At 74.1% G+C, this 14925-nt stretch carries 13 protein-coding genes and 3 pseudogenes; 8 read left to right on the forward strand and 8 right to left on the reverse strand.

The window, feature by feature from the left end:
• Window positions 1-265 precede the first annotated feature (265 nt).
• Together DA06_RS06380 and DA06_RS06385 are read left to right on the forward strand one after the other, a co-directional pair.
• Window positions 266-667: pseudogene (locus DA06_RS06380) on the forward strand (RND transporter); the annotation flags it as partial.
• A gap of 98 nt (window positions 668-765) precedes the next feature.
• Complete coding sequence (locus DA06_RS06385) at window positions 766-2283, forward strand: MMPL family transporter (RefSeq protein WP_418607175.1); 1518 nt, start codon at window positions 766-768, stop codon at window positions 2281-2283.
• A 217-nt stretch (window positions 2284-2500) separates the two neighbouring features.
• On the opposite strand, the gene DA06_RS06390 is transcribed toward DA06_RS06385, so the two are convergent.
• The 3 genes and pseudogenes from DA06_RS06390 to DA06_RS06400 form a co-directional block, all read right to left on the reverse strand.
• Entirely contained in the window at window positions 2501-2776 is a 276-nt protein-coding gene (locus DA06_RS06390) for a hypothetical protein (RefSeq protein ID WP_418607177.1), read from the reverse strand.
• A pseudogene (locus tag DA06_RS06395) lies at window positions 2664-3392 on the reverse strand (maleylpyruvate isomerase family mycothiol-dependent enzyme); the annotation flags it as partial. The gene DA06_RS06390 and the pseudogene DA06_RS06395, both read right to left, overlap by 113 nt.
• A 162-nt stretch (window positions 3393-3554) precedes the next feature.
• The gene (locus tag DA06_RS06400) at window positions 3555-4343 is read right to left on the reverse strand and encodes a hypothetical protein (protein WP_418607179.1); all 789 of its coding nucleotides are present in this window, start codon (window positions 4341-4343) and stop codon (window positions 3555-3557) included.
• Window positions 4344-4716: 373 nt separating this feature from the next.
• Here DA06_RS06400 and DA06_RS06405 point away from each other — a divergent pair, with 373 nt between their 5' ends.
• Window positions 4717-5376 (forward strand): potassium channel family protein, encoded by a 660-nt coding sequence (locus tag DA06_RS06405; RefSeq protein WP_418607181.1) that lies wholly within the window; start codon window positions 4717-4719, stop codon window positions 5374-5376.
• Between the two features lie 28 nt (window positions 5377-5404).
• Here the strand turns inward: DA06_RS06405 and DA06_RS06410 are convergent, their stop codons facing one another.
• Window positions 5405-6178 (reverse strand): SDR family oxidoreductase, encoded by a 774-nt coding sequence (locus DA06_RS06410; protein WP_043498373.1) that lies wholly within the window; start codon window positions 6176-6178, stop codon window positions 5405-5407.
• 191 nt (window positions 6179-6369) lie between these two features.
• Between DA06_RS06410 and DA06_RS06415 the strand changes: the two genes are divergently transcribed.
• From DA06_RS06415 to DA06_RS06435, 5 genes and pseudogenes are all read left to right on the forward strand, one after another.
• Window positions 6370-7212, forward strand: a complete 843-nt coding sequence (locus DA06_RS06415) for an alpha/beta fold hydrolase (protein ID WP_043498375.1) — start codon at window positions 6370-6372, stop codon at window positions 7210-7212.
• Window positions 7213-7263: 51 nt separating this feature from the next.
• Window positions 7264-7437, forward strand: a complete 174-nt coding sequence (locus tag DA06_RS06420; RefSeq protein WP_418607183.1) for a hypothetical protein — start codon at window positions 7264-7266, stop codon at window positions 7435-7437.
• Window positions 7438-7446: 9 nt separating this feature from the next.
• Window positions 7447-8625, forward strand: a complete 1179-nt coding sequence (locus tag DA06_RS06425; RefSeq protein ID WP_052436437.1) for a thiamine pyrophosphate-dependent enzyme — start codon at window positions 7447-7449, stop codon at window positions 8623-8625.
• Between the two features lies 1 nt (window position 8626).
• Window positions 8627-9070, forward strand: a pseudogene (locus DA06_RS06430) (glutamate synthase); the annotation flags it as partial.
• A 209-nt stretch (window positions 9071-9279) separates the two neighbouring features.
• Window positions 9280-10245: an FAD-dependent oxidoreductase gene (locus DA06_RS06435; protein WP_418607882.1), complete on the forward strand. Its 966-nt coding sequence runs from the start codon at window positions 9280-9282 to the stop codon at window positions 10243-10245.
• Here DA06_RS06435 and DA06_RS06440 read toward each other — a convergent pair.
• The 4 genes from DA06_RS06440 to DA06_RS06455 are packed head-to-tail and all read right to left on the reverse strand — an operon-like array spanning window position 10170 to window position 14919.
• Window positions 10170-11510, reverse strand: coding sequence for a sensor histidine kinase (locus DA06_RS06440; RefSeq protein WP_052436438.1), 1341 nt, complete (start codon window positions 11508-11510; stop codon window positions 10170-10172). The genes DA06_RS06435 and DA06_RS06440 overlap by 76 nt on opposite strands.
• Window positions 11503-12222 (reverse strand): response regulator transcription factor, encoded by a 720-nt coding sequence (locus DA06_RS06445; protein ID WP_418607186.1) that lies wholly within the window; start codon window positions 12220-12222, stop codon window positions 11503-11505. Before DA06_RS06445 ends, DA06_RS06440 begins: the two co-directional genes overlap by 8 nt.
• The gene (locus DA06_RS06450; RefSeq protein ID WP_043498392.1) at window positions 12149-14428 is read right to left on the reverse strand and encodes an Ig-like domain-containing protein; all 2280 of its coding nucleotides are present in this window, start codon (window positions 14426-14428) and stop codon (window positions 12149-12151) included. The genes DA06_RS06445 and DA06_RS06450 overlap by 74 nt, the downstream gene beginning before the upstream one ends.
• On the reverse strand, window positions 14425-14919 hold the full coding sequence (locus tag DA06_RS06455; protein ID WP_418607188.1) for a signal peptidase I: 495 nt from the start codon (window positions 14917-14919) through the stop codon (window positions 14425-14427). Before DA06_RS06455 ends, DA06_RS06450 begins: the two co-directional genes overlap by 4 nt.
• Window positions 14920-14925 lie beyond the last annotated feature (6 nt).

Below are 14925 nucleotides of genomic sequence, written 5' to 3' on the forward strand. Positions count from 1 at the left end.
GTTCACCGACGCCCAGCGCGAGGCCCTCGCCGACGTCTTCGCCGAGGTGTCCGACGTCGGGGGCGTCAGCAACGTCGTCGACCCGTTCGAGGTGACCGCGCAGCTGGCGGACCAGGAGCAGCAGATCGCCGACGGGCGCGAGCAGGTCACCGCCGGGCGCGAGCAGATCGCCGCCGGCCGGGAGCAGATCGAGGCGGCCCGCGCCCAGCTCGACGCCGGTCAGGCGGAGCTCGACACCGCCCGCGCGCAGGCCCAGGCCGCCGGCATGCTGGCCGTGGCGCAGCCCCAGCTCGACGCCCAGCAGGCCCAGCTCGACGCCGGCCGCGCCGAGCTCGAGACGCAGTCCGCCGAGCTGGAGGCCCAGAGCGAGGAGCTGGAGGCCGGCAGCGCGGAGCTCGAGCTCGGCGCCGAGCAGCTCGCCCTCGCCGGCGGGCTCCGCACCGTCTCCGAGGACGGCTCCGCGGCCACCGTGGCCGTGCAGTTCACCGACCCGCTGTACGAGGTGCCCACGGAGACCAAGGAGGGGGTCGAGGCCGCCTTCGAGGACAACCCGGTCGACGGCGTCGAGGTCGACTACTCGGCGGAGATCACCCAGAGCATCGACAGCATCGCCGGGGCGGCCGAGATCATCGGTCTCGGCGTCGCCGTCGTCGTCCTCATCGTCATGCTCGGCACCCTCGTGGCCGCAGGGCTGCCGATCCTGTCCGCCCTCGTCGCGTCGGCGTCGGCGCCCTGGGGTCGCTGGCGCTGTCCGGCACGATCGAGATGCTCAGCGTCACGCCGGTCCTCGGCCTCATGCTCGGCCTCGCCGTCGGCATCGACTACTCCCTGTTCATCCTCAACCGCCACCGCCGCCAGCTGCGCGAGGGCCTGGAGCTGCACGAGTCCATCGGGCTCGCCACCGGCACCTCCGGCAACGCCGTGGTCTTCGCCGGCCTGACCGTGGTCATCGCGCTGCTCGCCCTCAACGTCACGGGCATCGGGTTCCTCGGGCTCATGGGCACCGTCGCGGCCGCGTGCGTGGCGATCGCCGTGCTCGTCGCCGTGACCTTCATGCCGGCCCTGCTCGGGCTGGCCGGCCGCCGGGTGCTGCCGCGCCCTCTGCGCGAGCGGACCGTGCGCCCGCACGAGCGCAGGCCGGCCCGGGCCATGTCCACGGGCGCCGCCGTGGTGTCCCTCGTCGCCGGGGTGGCGGCCCTCGTCGTCGTCGCCCTGCCCGCGCTGGGGATGCGCCTGGGCCTGCCGGACGGCTCGTCGGAGCCGCAGGACTCCACCCAGTACCAGGCGTACTCCGTGGTCGAGGACAAGTTCGGCGCCGGCCAGAACGGCCCGCTCCTCGTCATCGCGGAGCTGCCCGAGAGGACGCAGGAGGCGGACGTGCCGGCCCTCCAGGTCGCCGTCGGCAAGGAGATCGTCGCCCTGGACGACGTCGAGGCGGTCGCCCCGGTCGGGACGTCCGAGGACCTCTCGCTCGCCGCGTTCCAGGTGGTGCCCACCGAGGGGCCGAGCACCGAGTCCACCGAGGAGCTCGTCTACGCCCTGCGCGACCTCACCGTCGACGGCGAGCCGGACGTCCACCTCGCCGTCGCCGGCGCGGCGAGCGGCAACATCGACATCTCCGAGAAGCTCTCCGACGCGCTGCCCGCCTACCTCGGGCTGGTCATCGGGCTCTCGCTGATCATCCTCGTGCTGGTGTTCCGGTCGATCCTCGTGCCGGTCATCGCCACGGGCGGGTTCATCCTGTCGGTGTTCGCGGCCTTCGGCGGCGTCACCGCGATCTACCAGTGGGGCTGGCTGGGGGACATCTTCGGCGTCCACACGCCCGGCCCGGTGCTGAGCTTCCTGCCGACGATCCTCATCGGCGTCCTGTTCGGCCTGGCGATGGACTACCAGCTCTTCCTCGTCTCCGGCATGCGGGAGGCGTACGTCCACGGCACGCCCGCGCGCGAGGCGGTCATCGAGGGGCGCCGCGCCGGCCGCGCGGTGGTCACCGCGGCCGCGATCATCATGATCTCCGTCTTCGGCGGGTTCATGTTCTCCCACATGGCGATGATCCGGCCGATCGGCTTCGGCCTCGCCTTCGGCGTGCTCGTCGACGCGTTCCTCGTCCGCATGCTCATCGTCCCGGCGCTCATGCACCTCGCCGGCGACAAGGCGTGGTGGCTGCCGGGCTGGCTCGACCGCCTGCTGCCGAACGTCGACGTCGAGGGGGCGGCGCTCGAGCGGCGCCACCACGTCCACGAGGACGAGCGGCAGGAAGTCGGGTCCGCCGTCGGCTCCTGAGGGCCGGGCGACGGCCGTGAGCGGTGAGGGTCGGTGTCAGGTGATGGCACCGACCCTTCCCGCTGTCCGCCTTTGCGCGTCACCGTCGGCGCACCCGTCACCGCCCCAGTGTCCGGCCGTCGGGTCAGTGACCTCGCGCAGAGACAGCAGTCCGGGGCCGACTTCGACTGCCCAGTACCACCTGCTGATCCCTGCGGGAGGCGCGGGGTCCGCCGGGTCAGCGCCCCGGCCCGACGAGGGTGGCAGCCCCGGAGCCGCTCACCTCTTCGTCGCCGACCGGTCGGCCCGACACCGCCAGCAGCAGGGCGATGGCCGTGCCGCGCGCCTCCGTGCCGTGCCCGAGAGCGACGTCGCAGTCGGTGGCCACGAGCCGCAGCCCCGCGACCCGCTCCCGGCCGCCACCGAGCTTGACACTGGTGGCGACCTGGTACCGCAGCGCGGCGGTCACGTGGTCGGTGGGATAGCGGCGCCGGATGCCGAGCGGCCGACGCACGTCCTCCCCCGTGCACGAACGCCTCCACCAGCCGGGTTGCCGGCGCGGCGGGCGCGCTGGTCGTACGGCCGCTGACCGCGTGGAACCGCTCGAGCGTGCGGCGCGGGTCCTGGGCGCGCCGGCGTGCGACCCCGCGGGCGTTGAGGCGGTCGAAGTCGAACCGGGCCGCCACGAGGTCACGGACGAAGCTCAGCCGGGTGGTCGTTGCGTCGTCGACGAGGTGGGCAACGACGTCGTGGACGTCCCAGCCGGGGCACAGGGACGGTGTGGACCACTGCTCGCTGCCCAGGCTCTCCAGGTCCCGGACCAGCGCCGCGCGCTCGGCGTGCACCACGGGCCAGACACTCGTCATGCGACTTCTCGTCTCCCTGTGCGTCCTGTCGGTCGCGAGTTCGTGCCCGCCGGGTCCCTGGCAGCTGCGCGTGCGCGTGCGGCCGGGCACCTGCCCATTCTGCGTGCCCAGACCGGACGGTAGCGGATACGGGCCCGACCGTGGCCTGGACGGGCGAGGCATGGCCGACGTCCGGCTCGGAAAGGGCCGCGCGCGACGCCCACCGAAAGTCTGGCGCCACTGCATCCCGGTTTTCCGGACGTGGCGGCAGGTGTTTGTGACCATTCCTCATGGCCATCCCTCCGGCCGGAACTGCTGGCGTCCGGCGCCGAGACCTGCGTGGTCTCACGGTGCGCCGGCGTCAGCGGGTCGGCAGCGACCGGTTGGACCCACCCGAGCCGCCTCGCCCGTCCTCGACGCTGCCACCGCCGGACCCGCGGACACGGGTCAGGGTCCGCCGGACGCCGCCCGACGGGGTGCTGATCCTGACCCGGCGCCAGGTCTCCAAGTTCCTGCGGCGACTGCCCGACGTCGTCCCTCCGGCCGAGCTCGAGGTGATCCTCGACAAGGCACGGCTCTCGACCACCTGGTCGCGTCCGGCAGGCAGGTGACGTCGCGCACGACGACCGAACCCCCGGGTTGCCGTGCGTCGCAGGGGCGTCGGCGCGGGCGATCTGATCCCCGGCGTCGGAGCGGTCTCCGGCGCATGGCGCCGGGGCGCCGTCGTGCGTTCGTGATCCGCGCGGTCGAGATCGTCGCCGGACCGAACTTCAGCTGTTGCTCTCGAGGTACTCGTCGTACGGGGGGGATCGTGCCGTCGAGCACCGGGATGTCGACGTCCTGCGAGCCGGCGTTGCTGGCGCTGACGGTCCCGGGGAGCGTGGCGCCGGGCGGGGCGTCCACGCGCGTCGGGGTGAGGTCCTCGTCCGTGAGGTTGACGTTCTCCGAGGGGCCGAGGTCGAACGTGTACGTCGACCCCCCGTCGAGCTCGACGGTGACGGTGACGGTCGAGGGGTCTGTCGAACGGTTCACCACGGCGCCGAGCAGGTGCCCCTCCTGGTCCTCCCCGCGGGTCAGGATCATGAGGTTCTCGGCGGACACGTCGTCGGAGAGCTGCACGCGTACGCCGTCGCTCGGTGCGTAGGACATTTGGGTGGTGATCGGGTTGGCGGCCGAGCACCCCGGCGCGGCAAGGACGAACGAGAGCGTCACCGCCGCACGCTTCCACCGGGACATGGCGTCTCCCTGTCGGTCGGCCCGCCGACGGGTCCGGCTGTTGCGCGCCGTCGTCGGAGGCGGGTGCCTGGTCCCAAAAGTAGCCGTCCGCCGGACCGGTTGGCGAGGATCTGCGCCTGGCCCCCGTTGCCGAACGCGGTTCGACACCGCGAGCGCTGCTGGTGCACCAGGGGCGCTCGCGGTGTCGGGCAGCGGTCGCGGCCGTCCGGGGGTGTCGGGCAGCGGTGGCGGCCGGGGGCGTGGCGCACACCCGCGCCCGGTGCGTCTGCGGCGTCCCGCCGGGCACGTCATGGCGGCAGGCGTGCCTCTGTCCCGGAGAGGACCGCCAAACCCGGTACCCGGACGTGCACGACGGCGGACCATGGTGCCCACGATGACCGGCCCGTCCGCCCCCAGCCGCAGGAGCCGCCGTCGGCTCCGGCGACTGGCTCTGCTGCGCCCGGTGCTGACCGCCGTCCTGGTGGTGGCCGTGTACTACCTGTGGCCGGCGGGGCCGCCCCGCGCGCAGGCGTCGTGGCTCTCCCTGGTGGTGATGCTGGCCGCACTCGCAGCCCTGCTCGCGTGGCAGGTGCGCGCGGTGGCGACGTCGAGCGAGCCGCGGCTGCGCGGGATCGAGGCGCTCGCAACGGTGATCCCGCTGTTCGTCGTGCTCTTCGCCGGGTTCTACCTGGGCCTCGCCGCCTACGACCCGGGTGCCTTCACCGAGGACCTCGGCCGCACGGACGCCCTCTACTTCGCCGTGACGACGCTCGCCACGGTCGGCTTCGGGGACATCGCCGCACAGTCGGAGGCCGCCCGCATCGCGGTGACCGTGCAGATGGTTTCGGGCCTGGTGCTGCTCGGCGTGGGCGTCAAGGTGGTCCTCGGCGCGGCAGAGCTCGGGCTTCGCCGCACCGGGCGCCCCGAGGGCTGGTTGCCTCTGCCGGGCGGCCGGGCCAGGGACGACGCCGGAACCCGGGCCGACGTCGATCGTCGCCCGGGCAGGCACGACCCCGGCGGGAACAGCAGAACGGGCGACGGCGGGGCCACCTGACCGCCGTCGCCCGCTCAGTCCGGGGTGCTCACCAGGTGCTGGCGCCGCGCAGGACCACGTCGGAGCCGCCGTCGACGAAGACGACCTGCCCGCACAGGTGCGTGTTCTCCTCGCCGGTGAGCCAGGCGATGAGGTTGCCGACCACCTCGGGCCTGGCGATGCCGTTGAGCGGCATCGGCACCTGCTGGAGCAGCGCGATCCTCGCCTCCTCGGTGGCGATGAGGTCGGTGACCATGGGCGTGTCGATGACGCCGGGGGCGACGGCGTTGAGCGGGATGCCGGCGCCGGCCCACTCCGGGGCGGAGGCACGACGGCGCAGCCACAGCGCGAGCGCCCGCTTGCTGGTGCCGTAGATCTGGCCGGCGAGGTCCCCGGCGGCCAGCTCCGCGGCGCGGGTGACCGCCTCGTCCTCGGTGCCGTCCAGCAGGAGGGAGAGCAGCGTCTTGTCCGGCGGGAAGAGCGAGGCCATGGAGGTGACGGCGACGGCGCGCGGTGCGGGGGAGCCGGCCAGGAGCGGCCGCAGCCCCTCGAGCGTGGCGACCGCGCCGTAGTAGTTCACGCGGACGGTGGCGACCGTGGGCGACGACAGGCCGGCGCAGGCGACGATCGCGTCGATGCGGCCGTCGGTGCGCTCGCTCACCTGGTCGACCATCGAGGTGCGGCCGGCCGGGGTGGACAGGTCGGCGTCGATGTCCGAGCCCGCGAGGTCCACGCCCAGGACGCGGTGGCCGCGCCCGGTGAGGATCTCGGCGGTGACGAGTCCGATGCCGGAGGCGGCGCCGGTGACGACGTAGGTGCTCATGACGACCCTTTCGGTAGGCGGGTCCCTGGTACCTGAAAACTACGGGCCACCGGGAACCAAGGAACCGGACCATGGACCCAGCAATCGGTTCCCGCGGACACGGCGGCGTCCGGCGTCGAGCTGTGGGGGCCGCCGCCGCTCACCCGTCCGGGGTGAGCCGCCGGGGAGAGATGCGGTGCCACCATCACGGCATGAGGAGCGACGGTCCGGGCTGGAGCCGGGGTGCCGTGAGCGTGGCCGGGCGCACGGTCCTCTACCGGCGGAGCCGGGACGACGGCGTAGGCGTCCCGATCGTCCACCTGCACGGGTTCGCGATCTCCGGCTCCTACCTCATGCCCACGGCCCGGCTGCTCGCCCCGCTCGGCGCGAACATCGTGCCCGACCTGCCCGGATACGGGCGCAGCGGGCGCCCGCCGCGTCCTCTCGGCATCCCGGCCCTGGCACGGGTCCTGCTGGGGGTCCTCGACGAGCTCGAGCTGGAGAAGGCGGTCCTCCTGGGCAACTCGATGGGGTGCCCGGTCGCCCTCGAGGTCGCGCACGCGGCACCCGGGAGGGTGCACCGCCTCGTCCTGGTCTCCCCGGCGGGCGGCGCCCACAACCAGCCGCTCCTGCGCGCGCTCGCCCAGCTCGGGCTCGACGCCGTCCGCGAGAGCCCGCGGATGGCCCGCGTGGCGGTCCCGGACTACGTCGGATTCGGGCCGGTCAGCGCCCTGCGCCTCTTCGCCCAGCTCACCCGGTTCCCCTCGCTCGCGCGGCTGCTGCGGACCCCGGTGCCCGCGCTCGCCGTGCTCGGCGGTCGCGACCCCCTGATGCCGCCGCCCCACCGCGTCCGGGAGGTGGCCAGCCTGGCGCCGGAGCACGTCACCGTCGTCATCATCGAGGGCGCGGCCCACGCGCTGAACTTCAGCCACCCCGGCGAGCTCGCGAACGTCGTCGGCGCCTGGCTCGAGGGACGGCCCATCCGGGACGACCCGAGCCAGCCGGGGCTCGCGCGCGTGCTGCCCGTCCCGAGGCTGCTCGAGCCGGCCGGCTGAGGCGGCCGAGGTGGCGGGCACGCGGACGGGGTCGCCGGGGACCTGCTCGGCATGCTCGACGACGCCCTCGCCGGCCGCCTGGCGCCCCTGACGTTCCTCGACCTGGACCACGAGGTCGTCGACCGCGAGATCGCCCGCGACCGGGCCGAGCGGCGCGAGCGCGCGGAAGGACGCCGCCGGACCGACACCCGCCGCCGGACCGGCGCCGTCGGCGCGCCACGCTGAGGAGGAGAGATGCCCACCACGCCCGTGCGCTTCTACCAGGTCGGCAGCCTCGCCGTCGGGAACCGCCTGCTGGACCCCGAGCTCGCCAGCGTCCAGTCCGATCCCGATCGGGCCAACGCGCTGACCTCGGGGCACCGCGCCTGCCAGGGCTGCGGCGAGGCGCTCGGGGCGCGCTACGTGCTCGACGCCGCCATGGCCGCCGCCGGCGGCCGGATGGTCACGGTCAACGCCACCGGCTGCCTGGAGGTCTTCTCGACGCCGTACCCCGAGTCCTCCTGGCGGGTGCCGTGGCTGCACTCGGTCTTCGGCAACGCCCCCGCCGTCGCCACCGGGGTCGCCGCCGGCCTGCGCGCCCAGGGCCGCGGCGACGTCCGCACCGTCGCCCAGGGGGGCGACGGCGGGACCGTGGACATCGGCTTCGCGTGCCTGTCGGGCATGTTCGAGCGCAACGACGACGTGCTGTACATCTGCTACGACAACCAGGCGTACATGAACACCGGCGTGCAGCGCTCCGGCGCCACCCCGCCCGCGGCGCGCACCGCCACCACCCAGGCGGTCGGCCCGCACCCGGGCAACGTCTTCGGGCAGGGCAAGGACGTCCCGCGCATCGCGATGGCGCACGAGATCCCGTACGTGGCCACGGCCACGGTCGCCGACCTGCGCGACCTCGAGGCCAAGGTCGTCCGCGCGATGTCGATGCACGGGGCGCGGTACCTGCACGTGTTCGTGCCCTGCCCGCTCGGGTGGGGCGCGGCGTCGAGCCACACCGTGCGCATCGCACGGCTCGCCACCGAGTCCGGGGTCTTCCCCGTCTTCGAGGCGGAGCACGGCGAGGTCACCTCGGTCCGGAAGATCCGCCGCCAGGTGCCCGTGGAGGAGTACCTGCGTCTGCAGGGCCGCTACGCGCACCTGTTCCGGCCGAGGCGGAACGAGGAGGTCATCGCCCGCCTGCAGGCCGCCGCCGACCGCAACATCGCCCGGTACGGCCTGCTCGGCGACGACGCCGTGCCCGAGCCCGCCAGCGGCGAGCCCGTGCTGGTCGGCGCCGCCCCGCACCTGGAGCACCCCGCCCGGCCGAGCGACCACCACGCGCCGTCCACGTCCGCCGGACCGGGCCTGGACCTGCACGGCAGCCCGGCGCCGGACCCCCGCACCGGTTCCGCGCCCCGCGCGCACGAGGAGGCATGAGATGGACAAGCCGTTCGCCATCACCCTGGACGTCGGCTCCTCGCTGGCCAACCGCACCGGCGCCTGGCGCGTGGAGCGGCCCGTGTACCGGGACTTCCTGCCGCCGTGCAACAAGGCCTGCCCGGCCGGGGAGAACATCCAGCAGTGGCTCTACGACGCCGAGGACGGCCACTACGAGCGGGCCTGGCGCACCCTCATGGCCGACAACCCGCTGCCCGCCGTCATGGGGCGTGTCTGCTACCACCCGTGCCAGACGGCCTGCAACCGCGGCCAGCTCGACGAGGCCGTCGGCATCAACGCCGTGGAGCGTTTCCTCGGCGACGAGGCGATCCGCCAGGGCTGGACCGTGCCGGTGACCGCCCCGCAGTCGGGCAGGCACGTCCTCGTCGTCGGCGCCGGCCCCACCGGGCTCGCCGCCGCCTACCACCTGCGCCTGCTCGGCCACGACGTCACCGTGCGCGACGCCGCGCCCCGCCCCGGCGGGATGATGCGCTACGGCATCCCCGCCTACCGCCTCCCGCGCGACGTCCTCGACGCGGAGATCCGGCGCATCGTCGACATGGGGCGTGACCCTCGAGCTCGACACCCGGGGTCACGACGGTCCAGCCGGACCTGGAGAGGTACGACGCCGTCCTGCTCGCCGTCGGCGCCCAGATCGGCAGGCGGGCCTACGTCCCGGCGGGGGAGGCGGCGCGCCTCCTCGACGCCGTCCAGGTGCTGCGCGACGTCGAGGACGCCGACGCGCCGCAGCTGGGCCGGCGCGTGGTGGTCTACGGCGGCGGCAACACCGCCGTGGACGCCGCCCGCACGGCCAGGCGGCTCGGCGCGGAGGAGGCGGTCATCGTCTACCGGCGCACCCGCGAGAGGATGCCTGCCCACGACTCGGAGGTCGCCGAGGCCCTCGAGGAGGGCGTGCGGATGAAGTGGCTCTCCACCATCAGGTACGCCGACGAGGGCAGGCTGACCATCGAGAAGATGGAGCTGGACGAGACCGGGTTCCCGCGCGGCACGGGGCAGCTGGAGGACCTCGAGGCCGACACCGTGGTCCTCGCGCTCGGCCAGGAGGCGGACCTCTCGCTCGTCGAGGGCGTGGAGGGCCTGGAGGTCGTGGACGGTGTGGTCGCCGTCGACGAGCACCTCATGACCGGCCGGCCCGGCCTGTTCGCCGGCGGGGACGTGGTGCCGTCCGAGCGGACGGTGACGGTGGGCGTCGGGCACGGCAAGAAGGCGGCGCGGAACATCGACGCCTACCTGCGGGGCACGGCCGCCGAGATGCCTCCGCCGGCGCCGGACGCCGAGTTCGGGGCTCTGAACACCTGGTACTACGCCGACGCGCCGCACCAGGTCCGCCCGCGCATCGAGGGTCCGCGCCGCGCCGGCACGTTCGACGAGGTGGTCCAGGGCCTCACGGCCGAGACGGCGCTGTTCGAGGCGCGCCGGTGCATGTCATGCGGCAACTGCTTCGGCTGCGACAACTGCTTCGGGGTCTGCCCGGACAACGCCATCGTCAAGCACGCCGACGGGACGTACGAGATCGACTACGACTACTGCAAGGGCTGCGGCCTGTGCGTGGAGGAGTGCCCCAGCGGCGCCATCGAGATGGTGCCCGAGACGCCCTGAGCGGAGGCGCGCTCGCCCGGCGGGGCGCTCCGCGGGCTGCGGGGCACCGTGAGCACGAACGTCGTCGTCGTGCCCGGCGCCAGGCTGAGCCGCCCGTCGAGGGCCTCCGCCAGGTCCCGGGCGACCGCGAGGCCGATGCCCTCGCCGCCGGAGGTGTCGCCGGAGACCCGACGGCGGAAGATGTCGGTCGACGCCGGTCGCGCCCCCTCGTTCGCCACGGCCACGACGACGTCCGTCCCCTCGTCCCGGGCCGACACCGTGACCGTGCCGGCGCCGTGCTTGAGGGCGTTGTCGATCAGCACGTCGAGGATCTGCCCCACCGGCCCGGGGGCGACCTCGCACGGCACCCGACCCGCGAGGCGGGCGACGACCTGCCGGCCGTCGGGCGCCAGGACCGCCCAGCGCCCGACGGCGGCGTCGACGAGGTCCGCCAGGTCCAGCTCCACCGCCGAAGCGGTCAGGCGCCCGCGCGAGAGCGCGAGCAGCTCCGTCACGGCGCCCGAGAGCCGGTCCAGCTCGCCGAGCGAGTGCTGGAGCTCCTCGCGCACCGTGTCCGGGGTCTCAGGCCACATCGAGAGGTCCTCGAGCTGCAGGCGCAGCGCGGTGACTGGTGTGCGCAGCTGGTGGGAGGCGTTGGCGGAGAACTCCCGCTCCCGGCGCACCACGTCCTCCAGCCGTTCGGCGGCGGTGCGCAGTGAGGCGCCGATCTGGTCGGCCTCCGGGACGGCGTAGCGCGGGACGTCCAGGTCGAACTGGCCACGGCCGAGCCGCTCGGCGCTCGCGGCCAGCTCGCCGAAGGGCCGGGCCAGCCGGCGGGCGAGGATTACGGCGACGCCCGCTGACACCAGGACGAGGCCGAGGCCGATCACCACCAGCGGGTACACAGCGTCGGAGACGCGCTCGTCGACCAGCCCGCCGGCGCGGGTGAGCGTGACGGTCCCGCCACCGTCGACGTTGCGCGTCAGGACGATGTCCGACGGCGCGGGGTGGAAGCGCGGACCGGCGACCGTCTCCGTGCCGTCGGGGGCGACGTAGCTCAGCGTCTCCGCCGCGTTGAGCATCGGCGTGAGGTACTCCTCGGTGACCTCGTCACCCTCCGCGAGGTGCTCGGCGAGCACGACGGCGACGAGGTCGACCGAGCGCTCGATCTTCCTGTGCTCCTGCTCGCGGACCATGCCCGCGACCTGGTAGGCGCGCGGGATGCCGTACAGCGCGACGACGAGGACCGTCAGCGTGACGAACGCGGCGAGCAGCCGGTCACGCATCGACGTCCTCGAGGCGGAACCCCACCCCGCGCACCGCCACGACCCTGGCCCGCGCGCCGCTCGCCTCGAGCTTCTGGCGCAGCCGGCCGACGGTGACGTCGAGGGTCTTGGTGGAGCCGTACCAGTTCTCGTCCCAGACCCGGTCCATCAGCGTCTCGCGGGTCAGGACGGCGCCGCGCTCGGACTCCAGCAGCGCGAGGAGATCGAACTCCTTCGAGCTCAGCGCCAGCTCCTCGCCGTCGATCCAGGCCCGCCGCGAGCGCGCGTCCACCCGCAGGTGCTGAGCCGGAGCCGCGGGCGGTGGTTCCGTGGCGACGACGGCCGCCGGCCGGGCGGCGGCCATCCGCGCGCTGCGCCGCAGCAGGGCCCGCGAGCGGGCCAGCAGCTCCGAGAGCGCGAAGGGCTTGGGCAGGTAGTCGTCGGCGCCGACGTCCAGGCCCACGACCTTGTCGAGCTCCTCGCCCCGGGCCGTGAGGATGATGATGCCGTCCTCGTAGCCGGCCTCGCGCACGCGGTGGCACACCTCGAGGCCGTCGATGTCCGGCAGACCCAGGTCGAGGACGATCAGCTGCACGCCGCCGGCGGCCACCCGCTCGACGGCGGGCAGCCCCTCGGCGACGCGCTCGACGGCGTAACCCTCACGGCCGAGGGTGCGGACGAGCGGGAGCGCGATCCCGTCGTCGTCCTCCACGATCAGCACGGTCGGCTGCACGCCCCCGATCATAGGGCCGACGGCCGTCCGAAGGGACCTTCGGGGCGCGGCCGCGCCGGAGGCGGTCGGCGAGCAGGAGCCCGAGGGCGGCGACCGCGAGGGCGGCGGCGACCAGGTCCGCCGCGTCGCTCGCCACGCCACCGCCGCCGGGGAGCCCGAGGGTCGACCGAAGCACGATGCCCAGCAGCGAGGCCGACGCCACCAGCGTCGTCAGCAGGCGGGACTCGAAGCACCCGTCCCGCCACAGCTTCCCGGCCGCGAGGAGACCGACCAGGCCCATGGAGCCCAGCAGCAGCGAGAGGTACCCGGCCGAGCCGACCTGCAGGAGGTTGGCGACGGCGAGGGCGGCGCCCGCGACGGCGGCGGACCGGGCGAGCCGGCTGGGGGAGCGGCGCATCAGAAGTCCCTGTCCGTCGTTCCGGTCTCCGTCACCGGGGCGGTGGAGGAGGTGGTTCCCGTGAGGCTCTGCACCGCGGCGGACGGGCTCCAGACCATCGTCGACGGCGCGGCGACCGTGCGGAGCTGGCCGCCGGCGGACGCGTTGGCCGTCAGCGTGATCGTGACGACCGTGCGGGGGGGAGCCGGCGACCGTGACGGTGCTCGCCGTCATGGTGCCGACCATGGTGGGCGGGTTCTTGCTGGCCTTGACGAAGTTCTCGCCGAGCGAGACCGACCCGAGGTTGACCACCGAGCCGGTGCGCTGGACGTCGAGGACGTCCCGGGCGGGCCCCTGGCCGACGGTCGCGCCGTCGCGCAGCCGTACGGTGACGGAGACACCCTCGCCGGACCAGCCGGGCGTGACCGTGGCCAGGTTGACCTGCTGGCTGAACGTGAAGGTGACGGTGTCGCCGACGTCCGGCCGGCCGGCCAGCGGGCCCCCGTTGACCGTCTGGACGTCCAGGCCTCGCAGCGGGCTGTTGTCGGTGCGCCGCTCGGTCACGAGCGCCGACGTGGTCGTCACGCCCTTGCCGTCCACGAGGACGGCGCGCAGGTCGTACAGGCCGTTCGGCACCGTGGTGGTGTCCCACGTGCACGTGTAGGGGGCGGTCGCGGTCGTGCAGAGGTCGGTCCAGGCGGAGCTGCCCGTGGCGGCGGCCTGGATGGTGACGGAGCGGACGCCCGCCGTGGAGCTCGCCGTCGCCCGCACCGTGACCTGGCCGGCGAGGAAGGCGCCCGGGTCCTCGAGGGAGACCGCGGAGACGGTGTTGTCGACGACGCGGTTGGTCACGGCGGCGGACGTCGTGGTGTTGCCGGCGACGTCGGTGGCGACGGCGCGGAACGAGTAGGCGCCGTCGGCCAGCGTCGTGGTGTCCGCCCGGCAGGAGTACGGGGCGTCGGTCACGGTGCAGTACGTGGTCCAGGACGTGGTGCCGGAGGGGGTCCGCTGCAGGGTGACAGCCGCGATGCCGGAGACGTTGTCCGTGGCGACGGCCTGGAACGTGCGGGTGCCGCTCAGGGGGGTGCCGGGGTCGGTCATCGTCACCCTGGGCAGCTCGTTGTCGACGAGGACGCCCGGGACGACGGCGGAGGTGGCCACCACCGTGCTGCCGGAGAGGGCCACGGCCCGCAGGTCGTACTCCTCGTTGCCGAAGCCGTTGGTGGTCCAGGAGCAGGTGTACGGGGCGGCGGTCGCGCTGCAGAGGGTCTTCCAGCCGGTCGTGCCGGCGGGGGCGTACTCGACGCGGACCGAGTAGGCGGACGTGCCCGCGTTGTACAGGGTGGCGCCGAGCGCCACCGTGCCGCGGACGGTCTCTCCTGGCTCGGCCAGGACGACGAGCAGCTTGTTGGCCACGGTGGTGCGCACCGTCTCCGACACGGCGGAGTAGCCGGCGCGGTCGGTCGCGCGGGCGCGCAGGCTGTAGCCGCCGTCGGCCACCCTGGTGGTGTCCCACCCGCAGCTGTACGGCTCGGTGCTCACGGTGCACACGGTCACCCAGGACGAACCGTTCGCGGCCAGGTGCTCGATCGTCACGGATGCGACCCCGGTCTCGCCGTCGGCGGCGTCCGCGGTCAGTGTCACGGTGCTCTGGGCCGGGACGGCCGGGGTGCGCAGCGACACGGTCGGCGGGGTCCAGTCCGGGGCCGCGACCACGGTGGACGGCGCGTGCGTCGTCGTCGAGGTGAAGGCGGCGGTGGAGAACGCGGGGAATCCTGCCGTCCCCGCGAGGGCGAGGACGAGCAGGACGAGGAGACGGAGCTTCCTCACGCCGCCACCCCCGTGGCGCCCGGGTTGCCGCGGAGGGCGCGGACGACGTCGACGAGGCTGCGCAGGGCGACGAGGCCCGCCGGGACGCCGATCACGAGGATGCGGACCGCGGGGTCGGCGAGCGCCATGAAGACGTAGCCCAGGTAGGGGAGGGTGAAGGACACGACGGGCTGGACGTCGTCGGTGAGCTGGAAGGCCCACGGGTCGACGTCGGCGTTGGCGTCTCCCTTGGTGCGCAGGAGCTGGGCGCCGCCCTCGCCGGTGGTGATCTCGCTGATGCGGTGGGTGACGAGGTTGTCGACGCCGGCCTCGGCGGGCGGCATGTAGGTGATGACGTCGCCGACCTCGAGGGCCGAGACCGGCACGGTGCGCTCGAAGGCGACGGAGCCCTTCTCGAACGTGCCGGACATCGAGCCGCCGGTGATGACGTAACGCTCGTACCCCAGGAGCCCGGGCAGCAGGTAGATCGCTGCGACCAGCGTCACCGCCACCAGCAG

Source organism: Georgenia sp. SUBG003, assembly GCF_000715355.2.
In the GTDB taxonomy this organism is placed as follows: Bacteria; Actinomycetota; Actinomycetes; order Actinomycetales; family Actinomycetaceae; genus Georgenia.

What these genes read in the sequence shown, in the direction of transcription:
- DA06_RS06385 (WP_418607175.1), top strand. Translation starts at nt 766, where the DNA reads ATGCTCAGCGTCACGCCGGTCCTCGGCCTCATGCTCGGCCTCGCCGTC.
- DA06_RS06400 (WP_418607179.1), bottom strand. Translation starts at nt 4,343, where the DNA reads ATGTCCCGGTGGAAGCGTGCGGCGGTGACGCTCTCGTTCGTCCTTGCC.
- DA06_RS06405 (WP_418607181.1), top strand. Translation starts at nt 4,717, where the DNA reads ATGACCGGCCCGTCCGCCCCCAGCCGCAGGAGCCGCCGTCGGCTCCGG.
- DA06_RS06410 (WP_043498373.1), bottom strand. Translation starts at nt 6,178, where the DNA reads ATGAGCACCTACGTCGTCACCGGCGCCGCCTCCGGCATCGGACTCGTC.
- DA06_RS06415 (WP_043498375.1), top strand. Translation starts at nt 6,370, where the DNA reads ATGAGGAGCGACGGTCCGGGCTGGAGCCGGGGTGCCGTGAGCGTGGCC.
- DA06_RS06420 (WP_418607183.1), top strand. Translation starts at nt 7,264, where the DNA reads ATGCTCGACGACGCCCTCGCCGGCCGCCTGGCGCCCCTGACGTTCCTC.
- DA06_RS06425 (WP_052436437.1), top strand. Translation starts at nt 7,447, where the DNA reads ATGCCCACCACGCCCGTGCGCTTCTACCAGGTCGGCAGCCTCGCCGTC.
- DA06_RS06440 (WP_052436438.1), bottom strand. Translation starts at nt 11,510, where the DNA reads ATGCGTGACCGGCTGCTCGCCGCGTTCGTCACGCTGACGGTCCTCGTC.